At 67.4% G+C, this 13,793-nt stretch carries 12 protein-coding genes, 1 tRNA gene, 1 pseudogene and 1 riboswitch; of the genes and pseudogenes, 6 read left to right on the plus strand and 8 right to left on the minus strand.

Features of this window, described 5'->3' with window-relative positions; all coding sequences use genetic code 11:
* Positions 1-337: 337 nt before the first annotated feature.
* The 3 genes and pseudogenes from HDA44_RS37480 to HDA44_RS22475 all read right to left on the minus strand — a co-directional run.
* Positions 338-706 (minus strand): annotated as a pseudogene (locus HDA44_RS37480) (helix-turn-helix domain-containing protein); the annotation flags it as partial.
* Between the two features lie 110 nt (positions 707-816).
* Positions 817-892 (minus strand) — tRNA-Lys (locus tag HDA44_RS22470).
* 67 nt (positions 893-959) lie between these two features.
* On the minus strand, positions 960-1,592 hold the full coding sequence (locus HDA44_RS22475) for a YceI family protein (protein WP_184837495.1): 633 nt from the start codon (positions 1,590-1,592) through the stop codon (positions 960-962).
* Between the two features lie 140 nt (positions 1,593-1,732).
* Here HDA44_RS22475 and HDA44_RS22480 point away from each other — a divergent pair, with 140 nt between their 5' ends.
* The 4 genes from HDA44_RS22480 to HDA44_RS22495 all read left to right on the plus strand — a co-directional run bounded on the left by HDA44_RS22480 (position 1,733) and on the right by HDA44_RS22495 (position 6,412).
* Entirely contained in the window at positions 1,733-2,617 is an 885-nt protein-coding gene (locus tag HDA44_RS22480; protein ID WP_184837497.1) for a DUF5937 family protein, read from the plus strand.
* Positions 2,618-2,724: 107 nt separating this feature from the next.
* Entirely contained in the window at positions 2,725-5,271 is a 2,547-nt protein-coding gene (locus tag HDA44_RS22485; RefSeq protein ID WP_184837499.1) for a glycosyl hydrolase, read from the plus strand.
* A gap of 62 nt (positions 5,272-5,333) precedes the next feature.
* Positions 5,334-5,443, plus strand: a riboswitch (TPP riboswitch).
* Entirely contained in the window at positions 5,434-5,637 is a 204-nt protein-coding gene (thiS, locus tag HDA44_RS22490; protein WP_184837501.1) for a sulfur carrier protein ThiS, read from the plus strand. It overlaps the preceding riboswitch by 10 nt.
* A 1-nt stretch (position 5,638) precedes the next feature.
* Positions 5,639-6,412 carry a thiazole synthase gene (locus HDA44_RS22495; protein ID WP_184837503.1) on the plus strand — a complete coding sequence of 258 codons (774 nt, stop codon included), beginning with the start codon at positions 5,639-5,641 and terminating at the stop codon, positions 6,410-6,412.
* 3 nt (positions 6,413-6,415) lie between these two features.
* On the opposite strand, the gene HDA44_RS22500 is transcribed toward HDA44_RS22495, so the two are convergent.
* Positions 6,416-8,281, minus strand: coding sequence for a DUF6807 family protein (locus HDA44_RS22500; RefSeq protein ID WP_202887496.1), 1,866 nt, complete (start codon positions 8,279-8,281; stop codon positions 6,416-6,418).
* Between the two features lie 84 nt (positions 8,282-8,365).
* Here HDA44_RS22500 and HDA44_RS22505 point away from each other — a divergent pair, with 84 nt between their 5' ends.
* Complete coding sequence (locus HDA44_RS22505; protein ID WP_337906266.1) at positions 8,366-8,752, plus strand: RidA family protein; 387 nt, start codon at positions 8,366-8,368, stop codon at positions 8,750-8,752.
* On the opposite strand, the gene HDA44_RS22510 is transcribed toward HDA44_RS22505, so the two are convergent.
* Both HDA44_RS22510 and HDA44_RS22515 read right to left on the minus strand, forming a co-directional pair.
* Positions 8,749-9,621 (minus strand): serine hydrolase, encoded by an 873-nt coding sequence (locus HDA44_RS22510; protein ID WP_184837507.1) that lies wholly within the window; start codon positions 9,619-9,621, stop codon positions 8,749-8,751. The two genes, HDA44_RS22505 and HDA44_RS22510, sit on opposite strands and share 4 nt — an antisense overlap.
* Entirely contained in the window at positions 9,618-10,493 is an 876-nt protein-coding gene (locus HDA44_RS22515; RefSeq protein WP_184837509.1) for a LysR family transcriptional regulator, read from the minus strand. Before HDA44_RS22515 ends, HDA44_RS22510 begins: the two co-directional genes overlap by 4 nt.
* A 122-nt stretch (positions 10,494-10,615) precedes the next feature.
* On the opposite strand from HDA44_RS22515, the gene HDA44_RS22520 reads away from it, so the two are divergent.
* Positions 10,616-11,560 carry an MBL fold metallo-hydrolase gene (locus tag HDA44_RS22520; RefSeq protein WP_184837511.1) on the plus strand — a complete coding sequence of 315 codons (945 nt, stop codon included), beginning with the start codon at positions 10,616-10,618 and terminating at the stop codon, positions 11,558-11,560.
* 8 nt (positions 11,561-11,568) lie between these two features.
* On the opposite strand, the gene HDA44_RS38660 is transcribed toward HDA44_RS22520, so the two are convergent.
* The gene (locus HDA44_RS38660) at positions 11,569-12,312 is read right to left on the minus strand and encodes a GNAT family N-acetyltransferase (protein WP_184837513.1); all 744 of its coding nucleotides are present in this window, start codon (positions 12,310-12,312) and stop codon (positions 11,569-11,571) included.
* 52 nt (positions 12,313-12,364) lie between these two features.
* A complete protein-coding gene (gene pdxR, locus HDA44_RS22530; RefSeq protein WP_202887500.1) occupies positions 12,365-13,756 on the minus strand; it encodes a MocR-like pyridoxine biosynthesis transcription factor PdxR in 1,392 nt (463 codons plus the stop codon).
* Positions 13,757-13,793: the final 37 nt, after the last annotated feature.

Below are 13,793 nucleotides of genomic sequence, written 5' to 3' on the forward strand. Positions count from 1 at the left end.
GGGCTGGTTTCGTTCACAAGATCCGCGGACGCAAAACGCAAGTGACACGGACCGCCGTCGAGACTTCTGCGTCGCACCCCGAAGAGGTTGGATAATCGGCTGAGGTCGACGGCTGTCCGGCTGTCTGGTGGAATGCCCAAGCGACGGGTGCCGGATGTTGGCGGTGGGGGCGCATCGTCAACGGCTGAGATCTCGGCCGTTGTGCTTTTGCTGGGGTGTTGTCGTGGGTGGTCGCTGTGGTTTGGGCGCTGGTGCGTCTGGTGAGACCTTGCTGGTCACAAGGTCGCGCACCCAATCGAGTGCGAGTAACCCGTGGACTGAAATTGCGCGGCTGTTGACCGGCGCGGACCAGCGCCCGGTAGATCCCCGACCGCGACGGCACCACCACACCGTCCAGCTCAGCCAGGCCCGGGTCGTGCTGCAAGTCGTACAGGATCCGGCGCGGACCCCAGCCCGGATGCACCCGGCGCAGTTCCAAGATCCTGGCCTCGACCACCCCGCCGAGCTGATGCGGGCACGACCCCGGCCGGCGCGAACGCGGCGCCAAACCCGCGAGACCTTCGTCCTCGTAACGGCGCAGCCAGGCGTGCACCGACTGGCGTGACACTCCCCACTGCTCGGCGACCTCGGACACCGACCGTCCGTCAGCCAACACCGCGAGTACCGCCTGGTACTTCTGCTCTTGCACGCTCAACTCCTGCAACATGAGTCGAGTGTCAAGAAACAACCGAAACCACCGTCAAGCATCTACCGGAGCCACGTAAAGCAAGAGCCCAAGCCAACCTGTCAAGGATGACCCGGACTCATACACGGTTTTGGTAGGCCCCGTGGGACTCGAACCCACAACCCGCGGATTAAAAGTCCGCTGCTCTGCCAATTGAGCTAGAGGCCCTCGTAGGGGTGTGGGGAACAGTGTGTCAGGTTTGGTGGGGGAATGCTCGGTGGGGTGGGGTGGTGGGTCAGGGGCGGGTTGCCAGGAGGTCGAGGGTGAGGGTGACGTGGGGGTGGACCAGGGCTGTGGTCAGGGGGTTCCAGTTGGCGTGCCAGGTATGGCGGTTGAGGGTGGTGGTTGCGTGGAAGTGGAGGTCTGGGCCGAGCTTGGTGACGGTTAGCGGGATGGTTATGGGGTGGGTGGTGCCGCGGATGGTCAGGTCTCCGCTTACCACGAAGTGCTGGACGTCGGTCAGGTGAGTGGGGGTGGCGCTTGGTTGGCCGGCGGTGGGGTGGTGGGGAGCGGGTGCGGTGGTGAGGTGTGGGTTGGTTGGGGGCTGGGAGGCGGGTTGGTGGGTGGGGGTGATGGTGGTTGTGGTGAAGGTTATTTGGGGGTGGGTGGGGGTGTTGAGGAAGTCGCGGTGGAGTTGGGTGTCTCGGCGGGGGTTGTTGGTGGTGAGGCTGTTGGACTGGATGGTCAGGTGGGCGGTTGAGGTGGTGGGGGTGGTGGCGTTCAGGTGCAGGCTGGCCTTGAAGGTGGTGAAGTGGCCTTGGACTGTGGGGCCGAAGCGGTGGGCGGCGGTGAAGGCTATTCGGGTTCGGGTGGGGTCCAGTACGTAGTCGCCGGTCAGGTCGGTCGGGGTCCGGTCGGTTGGGGGCATGTCGGTTGGGGGCATGTTGGTTCGACGGGGTGGGGTGGTTGGGTGTCAGGTCATACTGCGGGGGTGGAAGGCTCGTTGCGGTGTTGACTTATGTGGTGGGGGCTCGGGATCTGGCGGAGGTTCGGTTTGCGGTTTCGCCGGTGGCTGAGGTGGTTTTGTCGTTGCGGGCCTTGCGGGAGCCGGGGCGGTTTCCGTTGCAGTTGGGGTGGGTGCGGGCGGTGCAGCCTCGGGTGCGGGAGTTGGAGTGGGATGTACTGCGGTGGCTGGTCAACGACACGATGGGGAGTCCGGACTTTCTGACGCCGCGGCCCAGTTCGCCGTTGACGCAGTTCGCGGATGAGTTGCAGGTGATCGGTGCGGTCGATCAGGGGACGTTCGAGCGGCAGCTGGTCGCGGTGCATGGTGAGCTGCCCCAAGGCATCAGTGCCGGCAAGGTTGTGGAGGCGCTCGAGCAGTACTGGCAGGCGGTCATCCAGCCGTACTGGGGTCGCATGCGGACGCTCTTGTCGGCTGACATCAGCTACCGCGGGCATGTGCTCACGCAGCACGGTACGGGTGCCATGCTCAACGGACTCGGCCCAGCTATCACGTACGCGGACGGGCTGCTCAAGGTGGATCGCGTCAGCGACCCCAGCCGTACTGAACGGATCGACGGCCGCGGACTGGTTCTCCAGCCGACGCTGTTCGGTCCGCACGCTGTTATTCCGTTCGACGTCGGCGCACCGCCCTTGCTGGGGTATCCGCCACGTGGTCAGGCGCACCTGTGGTCTGTTGTCGAGCCGCCGTCGCAGCAGGACCTGGCGCAGTTGATCGGTACGCCGCGGGCGCGCATCCTCCAGCTGCTCACCTACCCGCGGTCAACGACCGACCTGGCCGGCGAGCTGAAGGTGACGCCCTCTGCGGTCAGTCAGCACCTGCAGTTGCTCCGGCGTACTGGGCTGGTCGAGCCGCAGCGTACGGGCAAACAGGTGCTGTACCGCACGACCGAGCTGGCCGCGCTGCTGACCGGAACCCAAGTCGACTGAGCCGTTGACACCTCCGGCACCACGCGGCAATAGTACGAAAGCGCTTTCGCACACGTCGTGGCAGCCGACGTCCCATGACCCGCCCGCACCCTGAATCAGGAGTCGGCATGCGACGTACTCTTGCGCTCGCCCTAGGAGTGCTCCTTCTAACCCTCGGCACCATCACCCCCGCCCACGCGGCGACTCTCGCCCTGACCCCGATCACCCTCGGCAACGTGTTCACCGACGGACAGGCGGTGAAGGTCGGTCTGAGTACCGACGCCGCGTCCGTGACCTGGTCGGCCGCCGATGTCAACGGCACTGTGGTCGCCACCGGTAGCCAGGCCGCCGCCAGTACGCTGCAGCTCTCGGTCACCAACCGCGGCTGGTACAAGCTGACTGTCCAGGCCGGCACGCTGACCGCCCAGACCACTTTTGCCATCCTCAGCCCGCTCAGTACCGCACCTGTCACCGGAGTCACCAGCACACGCATTGGTGACTTCGAGAACGCCGCTGAGGGCTGGACCTTCTACCCAGGCAGTGAGTTCCCCGGTGCGACCGGTGGCTTCGCGCTGGACACCACTGACAACCACTCGGGTACGCACGCCGGCAAGCTGTCCGGTGACTTCAGCGCTGGTGGGGCGTACGTGAGTGTGACCCGCCCTTTGCCAGCAGTGGCTGCGAACAGCGTCAGCCTCTGGGCCAGAACGCCCAACTTGTCGTTTCTGACGTTCCGGCTGACTGATGCGACCGGACAGGTCCACCAGCAGCGACTGACCTTGTCCGGCGGGACGGACTGGCAACCGCTGACTGTCACGCGCTTCGACGGCGGCAAGCAGTACGTGCACTTCGGTGGTGCGAACGACGGTGTCTGGCACGGTCCGGCGAAGCAGATCGAGGTAGTACTCGACAAGGGCGCCATCAGTGGGGCAACGAGCAGCAGTGTGAGTCTCGATGACCTGACCCTCAGCTCTCCCGCCCCTGCACCTACTACTCCGCTGGGCGACTACGAGAGCACTGCTGAGGGCTGGTCGTTCTATCCGGGCAGTGAGTTCCCTGGTGCGACTGGCAGCCTCTCGTACGACACAGCGTCGCCACAGAGCGGTGCGCAGTCGGCGAAGCTCACTGGTGACTTCACTGGTGACGGCAACTACGTGGCACTGCAGCGCACGTTCGTACCGGTCAACCTGAACGCACTGAGCCTGTGGGTCAAGAGCAGCCAGCTGTCAGCACTAGGACTTCGGCTGACTGACGCGACCGGTCAGGTCCACCAGCAACGTCTGCCACTGACTGGAACAGGTTGGCAGCAGCTGAATGTCACCAGGTTCGACGGTGGCACCGGATACTTGCACTTTGGTGGTGCCAACGACGGCGTCTGGCACGGGCCAGCCACTGCGATGATGCTGACTCTCGACAAGAGCTCGATCAGCGGTACGACGGCGTCCGTCAATGTCGACGCAGTCGCCGCGACCACTCCGCGTTCGCTGGTCGGCGCTAGCACCCACTTCGGCGGTAGCTGGAGCCCGAACGCCATTCCGCTGCTCGCACAGACAGGTGCACGTGGCGCCCGCGACGAGGCGTACTGGTCCGCTGCCGAGACCACGGCCGGTACGTACAGCTTCCCCGCCAAGGTCGACACCTACTTGCAGTCCTGGCAGTCGAACAGCCTCGACCCACTACTGATCGCGGACTACGGCAACTGCCTGTACGACTGCCCGGACCAGCTGTTCAACGCGCCGTACACCGACGCCGGCCGCGCAGCGTTCGCCAACTACGCCGATGCACTCGCAACCCAGTACCCACAGGTGCACAACCTGGCGGTGTGGAACGAGTGGGACGTCAACGCGGCCGGTCCGGCGAACAAGACGCCGGACAGCTACCTGGCACTGCTGAAGGCGACGTACACCAAGGTGAAGGCGAACCACCCGGACGTCACGATCGTCGGTGGTGGTGACACCGATGTGACGCAGCAGGCGTGGTTCCAGGTGTTCTGCCAGCTGGGCGGGCTGAAGTACCTGGATGTGGTGTCGATCCACCCGTACAACTACCTGCATGCGCCGGAGGGCCTCGGCGCCGCGATCGACCAGGTACGGGCGACCATCCGCCAGTACAACGGCGGTGTGGACAAGCCGATCTGGATCACCGAAGCAGGCTGGTTCACCGGTACGGCGCAGGCGTCGGTGGACGAGGCCACACAGGCGATGTACCTGGCGCGCGCGCAACTGAACGTACCGGGCCATGACGTCGACCGGTTCTACATGTACGACTTCAAGAACGACGGTGTCGATCCGGCTGCACAGGAGGACAACTTCGGTTTGGTACACCATGAAGCGGATGCACTGGGTGCGTACACCCCGAAGCCGGCGTACGTCGCGTACGCAACCGCGGCCCGGCAACTGCGTGGCGCGACCTTCCTCGGCAAGGAATACCCGGGGAACGGACTGATCGACCAGGTGTACGCAGCCAACGACGGCACCCCGTTCCGAGCCATCTGGGCCGCCAGTGGCGCCAACTCGACCGTAACGGTCAAGGCGACCGGTCCGGTCCAGGTGACCAGTCTGTACGGACTGTCGTACACCATGTCACCAGATGCGAACGGTCAGGTCAGTGTCACGGTCGGCGTCTGGCCGACGTACATCTCCGGCACCAACGTGACCTCGGTGACCGCGCCATAACCCAGCAGCTCCCGCGGCCGGTGAGACCACGCTCGCGCCCGATTGAAGGCGTGAGTTAGAGTCGAGTTGTCCGCGGGAGCTCGCAGGAAGTGGGCTGAGAGGGTGACTGCCGTCACCGACCGCTGAACCTGAATCGGGTAATTCCGGCGTAGGGAGGAAGCGATGGAGTCCGTCTGGGTCAACGGTGCGGCGGTCGACGTGCCGGCCGGACAGTCGGTGGCCGAGTTGATTGCCGAGTACTCGGACCGTAGTACCGGGATCGCGGTCGCGGTGAATCAGACCGTGCTGACCAAGGCCGAGTGGGCGGCGACCGCGGTGCGGGCCGGCGACCGGGTCGAGATCGTCAGCGCCACCCAGGGAGGCTGAGATGGACGATCCACTGGAGCTGGGCGGGCGGACGTACACCTCGCGGCTGATCATGGGCACCGGCGGTTCCGCCAACCTGGAAGTGATGGAGGAGGCATTGATTGCCTCCGGCACCCAGTTGACCACGGTCGCGATGCGCCGGCTCGGGACCGGGCACGAGGGTTCGGTGCTGGACGTGCTGAAGAAGCACGACATCGCGGTACTGCCGAACACGGCCGGCTGTCACACCGCGGCCGAGGCGGTACTGACCGCGAAACTGGCCCGTGAGGCACTGGAAACCGACCTGATCAAGGTGGAAGTGGTCGCCGACGACCACCTGCTGCTGCCCGACCCGGTCGAGCTGCTGGACGCCGTGGACGCGCTGGTCGCCGACGGTTTCACCGTGCTCCCGTACACGAACGACGACCCGATCCTGGCCCGCCGGCTCGAGCAGGCGGGTTGTGCGGCGGTGATGCCGCTGGCCGCGCCGATCGGTTCGGCGCTGGGCATCCGCAACCCGCACAACATCGCGCTGATCGCCGAGGCGTCGAACGTGCCGGTGATCGTCGATGCGGGCATCGGTACGGCCAGCGACGCCGCACTGGCGATGGAGCTCGGCTGTTCGGCCGTCATGCTCGCGACCCCGGTCACCCGTGCGGAGAAGCCCGCACTGATGGCGGCCGCGATGCGTGACGCGGTGTCCGCGGGCCGGGCCGCACGGCTGGCCGGCCGCGTACCGCGCCGCTGGCAGTCCGCGCTGGCGTCGTCGCCTACAACCGGCCTGCCAGCCTTCTAGCCTCTACAAACGGCCAGCCAGCCTTCTAGCCTCGACCAGGTCAACCGCCCGGTCCAGCAGCAGGGCAGTGAGTGACAGTGTCAGCTCCTCGTTGGGCTGCAGCGTGAGCGGTTCATCCCAAGCGAGCGCCGGACACGCACCGACGTACTCCTCCGCCCGCAGGAACCACGGACGGACCTCACCAGGCTGGACCAGCAGCAGAGTCACCTCGCCCTGTACGAACGCCAGCCACCGACTCGACGACCCGAACGCACTATCCAGCCCCGAGCCGTCAGCACTCAGTACGGTGGTCGGCGCCAGTGGCAGTCGCCAGAAGATCCCGCCGTACGCCGCACCGTCCCGTCCACAGGTAGCCGGGCTGTCGATCCGCAACGCGCCGTACCGTGCAGTGAGCTCGCTCCGCCAGTCCAGCCGCCAGCCGTCGTGTACTGGCTCGCCCTTGAGGAACCGGCGTTCAACCAGTTGCGGACGACCCTGTTCGTCGTACCAGGTGAGGTCGTCGTTGAGCGTGTGCCCGTCCTGGATGGTCACGCTGCGGCTGCGCTGCTGCCCGTGGTTGGTGAGCAGCGTGGGGCCCTGGCCGCGTACGTACGTCCGACCGCCCCAGTGCGACGTGCCGTTCACCAACGGCACCGCCAGCGAGACGCCGTAGTGATGCCGATGGTCAACCGGACTGACTTCGGTCAACGGGTGTCCCCCGAGCGTACGGACCGGGTGCAGGTACGGGCGTGGCGCATGCACTTGGGGCATCCGGCGCCCGAACTCGTACCGCGCGAGTAGTCCGGCCGAACTGCCCAACTCGAAGATGTCGCCCTGTTGCTGCCAACCGATCCGGTCAGCCGGTGCACCACTGTCAGACCGAGGCTCCTGCGGTACTGGCCCGGTGCTCGCCCGCACAGCCAACCGCAGCTCCGGTACGGCATCCGCATCGCCCTGCTCGGTAGCGATCGCCGCATGCAACCGGCGCCACGCCAGCTCACCCAGGTCCGTCTGCGGCACCCGCACAGTCGTCAATGAAGGTACGGCGAACCGCGCCAAGCCGATGTCATCCATCCCAGTCACGGACAGATCAGCTGGTACGGCGACGCCGACCTCGTTCAACCGAGCCAGCAGACCGAACGCGACCAGATCGTTGAACGCAACCACCGCGGTGACCTGCGACTCAAGTACCTGCTCAACCGCGGCGTACCCGTCCTCGATCGACCGTCCACACTCCAGCCGGACCAGGTCCAGCCCGGGGATCTCCTGCTCGGCGACCTCAAGCGCACGCACCCGCATCAGGTTGGACGCGCTGGCGGCCGGACCGGACAGGAAGGCGAGCCGTCGATGCCCGAGCCCGACCAGGTGATCCACCACGATCCGGACCGCGCGGCCGTAGTCGACGACCACCGACGAGACCTCCGCCGGACCCTGGCGGTTGACCAGGATCACCGGCTGCACCTGCGGCAGCAGCTCGAGCAGGGCCGCCTCGTCCATCCGCGGCGACACCATGATCAGCGCGTCGCAGCGCCGCCGGGCCTCGATCGCGATCGACGCCTCGGCGCTCGGGTCCTCGTCGGTCTCCGCGACCAGCACCCGGTAGCCGGCCGCCGCCGACGCGTTGGTGATGCCGCGCAGGATCTGCTGGAACAACGGGTTGCCGAGGTCGGGGACCACCAGCGCGACCATGTTCGTCCGGCCGAGCGACAGGCTCCGGGCCAGGTCGCTGGGCCGGTAGTTCAGCCGCTCCGCCGCGGCCCGGACCCGGGTGACGATCTCCGGCGCGACGCTGAGCCGCCCGTTCATCACCCGGGACACGGTCGCCCGCGAAACCTCCGCCGCCCGGGCGACGTCGGCAATCGTGATCGAGTCCTTCGGTGTCCGTCCCACCCCCGTATCCTCTCCCGACAGAAACCGGTTTCTCAACCCTTCTTCCGGTATATGTGTCAGGACCCGACGAATTGGGAGGCACAGGTGAGCGAGCTGGAGTACCCGCCGGTGGACGGCGTTGCCCCAGGCAACGGTTATACCCACGTGGTGACCGGGCGTGGGCAGTGGGTCGCGGTCTCCGGGCAGGTCGCGCTGGACGTGGCCGGGCAGTTGGTCGGGATCGGCGATCCGGGCGCGCAGGCGGAGCAGGTGTTCGCGAATCTGGAGCGGTGTCTGGCGGCCGCCGGCGCGACCTTCGCGGACGTGGTCAAGATGACGTTCTTCGTCACTGATGTCGCTTATCTGCCGGCGATTCGGGAAGTGCGGGACAAATACATTCCCGGAACAAAACCCGCGGCGTCGGCGGTGCAGGTGGCCGCGTTGGTCATCCCCGAGTTCCTGCTGGAAATCGAAGCGTTTGCCATTGTCTAACGGAGCAGATCCACCGCCAGCCGAGCGGCCTCGCCGATCGCGGCGTCGACGCGTGGCTGGCGGAAGTCGCCGCGGGCGGTCAGCGTGTACACGGCGATCGCGTACGCGGCCCCGCCCGGCAACGTCACCACCCCGACCTCATGCCGCAACGCCCCGAAGGTCCCGGTCTTCCCCGCGACCAGCACGCCGTCGTGCGGAAACCCGGACGCCAATCGCTGCGTGAAGATCTGCCGATGCATCACCGCCCGCACGAACTCGGTCTGCCCGGCCGACAACAACTCCCCCGACCACAACCGGCGCAACAAGTACGTCATCTCCCGGGCCGTACTGGCCGACGCGTGCGCCGCCTCGTACACACCCGCCGGGTCGGTCTGGTCATTGTCGGCAAGCACCGCCAGCGCGGCATCCGGATCGTTTGTTCCGGTACGGCGTTGCAGGTCCCGCAGATTTCCCGCCGTACCGCGCCGTACCCAGGTCCTTTGTAATCCGAACGATTCCAGGATTTCGGCCAACCGGCGCAATCCGACAATGTCCAGCAAGGCATCGGCCGACGCATTGTCGGAGGCCGTCATCATCGACAGCGCAAGGTCTCGCAGCGACGCGGTCACCGGATCGGCGAACAACGACAGCCCAGTCGGCCCGGCGGTCTTGACCGCCGGATCGAGCGTGAGCTGCTGCCGCGGGTCCACCGCACCGAGGTCCACCAGTCGGCAGAAACCGGCCAGCAGCGGCAGCTTGTACACCGACGCCAGCGGCACGATCCCGTCCGCGTCGACCTCGACCGTCGACCCCGGGTCGTCCAGCGCGACCGCGTGCAACCAACCGCGGGCGCCGACGTCCTCGAACACCGCGCGAATCCGGGCGTTCACGACGCCACCAGCGCTTCCGTGAGCCGCGCCATCACATCGTCCGGTCGCAGGAACGGCGTCCGCGTCCGCGACCACACGAGCCGCAGCCGGAGCGGAAGGGGATCATCCACCAACCGGTGACGAGTCACTCCCGGCGCACCCAGCAGCGGATCGGCCGTGACGACGGCCGCCTGGCCCGCCGCGGCCATCGCCAGACCCGCTCGCTCATCCGTCACCACGACGGTGCCGCCGCGCGGGCGGTGCAGGGCGAGCGTGTCCAGGAAAAGATCGCGCGCCGCCGGTGCCTCCGTACGCGGCCGAACCGCGACCGGCAGCTCGCCCAGCTGACGCAACCCGACGACCTCGCCCGAGGCGGTCCCGGCAGGCAGCAGGAGCCAGGTCGGGAGCAGCGCGACCGGGCCGGCTTCCAGACCGTCCAGTACGGTCGGATGCGCCACGATCGCGAGCGTCAACCGCCCGGTACTCACCTGGTTGACCAGCGAACTCGTCGGCGCGGTCGCAACCGTCACCCGGCTGCCCGCGATCGCCTCACCACACGCGGCGGCAACGGCGGCGCCGGCCGACGGTGGCACCTCGGGAGCCAGGCCGAGCCGGATCTCCGGACCTTCCGGTTCGCGCTCGACCGCGGCCTGGTGCAGCTCCTCGATCGAGGACAGCGCGCGCCGGGCGTACGGCAGCAGGGCGGCGCCGGCGGGAGTCAGCTCGACCTGTCCGGCGCCTCGCTCGAACAGCTTCGCGCCGACCAGCGCCTCGAGCCGGCGCAGGCCCTGGGACAGCGGCGGCTGGGTGATCCCGACGACCCGCGCCGCGTCCCCGAAGTGCTGTTCCTCGGCCAGCGCGACGAAAATCTGCAGATGCCGTTCAGTCAGCACAGCACACCTGACCTGCGGTGATATCTCCAGACAATCGATGCATGCGTAAGAGCATATTCGACACGCAAGCGCGGCAAAGCCTTGACTGGGGTTCCAGGACGAACAGAGGAGACAGCGTGCAGGTGAGTCGGAGAGGGATGCTGACCGGAGCCGCGGCGGTCGGAGCGGTCGGCGTGATCGGCCTCGAAGCACACGGCGAGGCAGCCACGACAAAAGCTGCCACGACACAGGCGGCCACGACAGAGGCACAGCCCAAGAAGGAACCAGTCGAGCTGACTTGGTTCGGTACGCACGCCTGGCAGATCCGATGCGGCCAGAGCGTCGTGCTGACCGACCCCTGGCTGACCCGCTTCAAAACCGGGACGTTCACTCCGGAGGGCGCCGACCCCAAGACCGAGCTGGTGATCAAGCCCGAGGTGATCGATCGCCATCTCGGTACGGCGGACGCGATCCTGGTTCATCACGGCCACTACGACCACATGGCCGACGTACCGTACGTCGCCCGCAAGACCCAGGCGACCGTGCTCTGCACCGAGACGCACGCCAACCTGCTCCGCGCGATGAAGACCCCCGACGAGCTGCTTTCACCGGTCCGCGGCGGCGAGTACCTCCCGTTCGACGGCTTCACGATCGAGGTCTTCCCGTCCCTGCACTCGTGCGGCGGCAAGCGCCACACGTACGCCTATCCGGGCTACCGGTACGAAGTGCCGCCGCGTCCGCGAGTGATCGAGGATCTGGTCGAGGGCGGAACGCTCGCGTTCGTGATCACCATCGGCGGCGTACGCATCCTCAGTCTGAGTACCGCGAACTTCGACCCGAACGCGCTTCGCGGGCTGCAGGTGGACGTGATCTTCGCGGCGCCCGGCGGCGAACCGGGGATCACCGACCGGCTGCTGCGAACCATCAAGCCGGTGCGGAAGGTGATCGCGACGCACTGGGACGACTTCGACAAGCCGCTCGATCAGCCGGGTGTCCCGTGGACCGACCTGACCCCGCTGCGTACGTCGGTCGAACGCGCCGGCGCCGAGCTGATCGTCCTCGATCACCTGCAGAAGATCACGCTCTGAGCAGAGGATCACGCTTTGACGCGATAGTGGTACCGCGATGCGACCTGGAAGCCGAGCCGGTCGTACAGGGCGCGGGCCGGGGCGTTGCTCTCGACCACCTGCAGCCAGACCCGCTCGGTTCCCAGCGTCGTTGCCTTTCGCAACAACCCGTGGATGATCGCCTGCGCCAGCCCGAGCCGCCGGTGGCGCGGGTCGACGGCGAGGCAGTACAGCCCGGCCCAGTCGCCGACCAGCGCGAGCCGGCCGATCGCCCGCACCGGCGGACCGGACGGGATGACCGCGTACAGCGCGCGGGAGCGGTTCAGGATCTGCCGGGCCGCGGCCTGCGCGGCGGAACCGCCACGGCCGTCGACCGACCACCAGAAATCCATCCAGTGATCGTCGGGCGCTGCGGATATATTCACCGCAACGTCCGGCTCGGGGAGGTTCGCGAGGACCTCGGAGACGGTCGCGCAGAGCACCAGCGTCGGGTTCCGGAGCTGGTAACCACGGGCCGCCAGATATGCGTCGAGGTCGCCCGGCTGGGCCGCCGGACCGACCTGGAAGGACGGCGCGATGCCATGCGCCGCGTACAGGTTTTCCACGTAGTCCAAGGCGCGGCCGAGGTCGAACGGGGCGCCGGCCGGCAGCACCGAGTTGGCTCGCAGCGTGACGCCGGCGTTGCGGCGGACCAGCCAGCCGTCCAGCTCGGTGCTGGACGCGGCGGGCCAGCCTTGGTTCATCAGGGCGTCGATGCGAGCTGCGGCGATCACTCCACCAAGCCTAGAACCGCTCGGATCGAATTGCAATGAAATGCATACTTATTCATTCACGGATCGCCGCGACCGCGGCCGCGAGCAGATCGATGCCTTCGACAACGTCCTTCCGCGACACCGATCCGTACCCGAACACCAGCCCGGCCGGACCCGATCCCCCGTCCCAGTACGGCGCCAACCCGTACACGCCGAGCCCACGCTCCAGGGCGGCCGACTGCACTGCCTGCTCGTCCAGGTCGTCCGGCAGCCAAGTGAGTACGTGCAGCCCAGCCGATACGCCAACCGGCTCGAGCTCCGGCAACCGTGCGGCCAACCGGTCGATCAGCGTGTCCCGCAACAGCCGGTACCGCGGCCGCATCCGCCGCAGGTGCCGGTCGAACTCACCGCGCGCCACGAAGTCCGCGAACGCCAACTGGTCGAACACCGGTGAACCGCGATCGTCCATCAGCTTCGCGGTAGTCATTGGTTCGACCAACCAGGACGGCAGGATCAGCCAGCCGAGCCGCAGCCCGGGCACGAGCGTCTTGGACGCGGTCCCGGCGTACGCGACCCGATCCGGCGCAAGGCCCTGCACCGCACCGATCGGCTCCCGGTCGTACCGGTATTCCGCGTCGTAGTCGTCCTCGATCACCAGGCCGTCATGCCGATTCGCCCACGCCACCAGGGCCGCCCGGGTCTCGGCCGACGCGACCACGCCGGTCGGGAACTGGTGCGCTGCCGTCACGAGTACGACATCCGCGCCGGACTGCTCGAGTGCGTCGACATCGATCCCGGACGGCAGCATCGGTACGCCGACCACGTCCATCCCGGCCGCCCGCGCGACGTCCTTCAGATCGTTGTCGGACGGGTCCTCGACCGCGAGCCGCCGGCGCCCCAGAGCCACCAGCACCTGCAGCAACAGGCGGGAACCTTGCGCGAAACCGTTGCAGATCAACAGGTTCTCCGGGCGGGCCGCCGTACCCCGGACGCGATTCAGATAGTCGGCGAGCGACGTCCGCAACTCGATCGTGCCGCGACCGTCGATATACGCGAGGCTGTCGTTCGGCGTCTCGTTCAGCACCCGGCGTACGGAGCGCAGCCAAGCCGCGCGCGGGAACTGGGACACGTCCGGGCGGCTGTACTTGAAGTCGATCCGCGGCGGACCACTCGCGGCCGGTGCCGCGGGCGCCAATGCGACGGTGGCGATGTCCGCGACCGTCGTGTGGCCTCCGGCCCGGCTGATCAGGTAGCCCTCCGCGACCAGTTGCTGGTACGCCTCGACGACCACGCCACGCGACAGACCGAGGTCCTGCGCGAGCGCGCGGGTGGACGGCATCACGGCATCGGCCCGGAGCAGGCCGGACCGGATCCGGGTCCGCAAGCCGCTCTCCAGCTGCTGGTGCAGCGGCACGCCGTTGTCCCGGTGCAGCTCCACCAGGAGTTCGCCGGAACTGGTCCTCATTCGGCTCACGAAACTGGACCTTATCGGAGTACCGCTG

This window comes from Kribbella solani, assembly GCF_014205295.1.
GTDB classification, from domain to species: domain Bacteria; phylum Actinomycetota; class Actinomycetes; order Propionibacteriales; family Kribbellaceae; genus Kribbella; species Kribbella solani.

What these genes read in the sequence shown, in the direction of transcription:
- HDA44_RS22475 (WP_184837495.1), bottom strand. Translation starts at nt 1,592, where the DNA reads ATGCCCCCAACCGACCGGACCCCGACCGACCTGACCGGCGACTACGTA.
- HDA44_RS22485 (WP_184837499.1), top strand. Translation starts at nt 2,725, where the DNA reads ATGCGACGTACTCTTGCGCTCGCCCTAGGAGTGCTCCTTCTAACCCTC.
- thiS (WP_184837501.1), top strand. Translation starts at nt 5,434, where the DNA reads ATGGAGTCCGTCTGGGTCAACGGTGCGGCGGTCGACGTGCCGGCCGGA.
- HDA44_RS22495 (WP_184837503.1), top strand. Translation starts at nt 5,639, where the DNA reads ATGGACGATCCACTGGAGCTGGGCGGGCGGACGTACACCTCGCGGCTG.
- pdxR (WP_202887500.1), bottom strand. Translation starts at nt 13,756, where the DNA reads ATGAGGACCAGTTCCGGCGAACTCCTGGTGGAGCTGCACCGGGACAAC.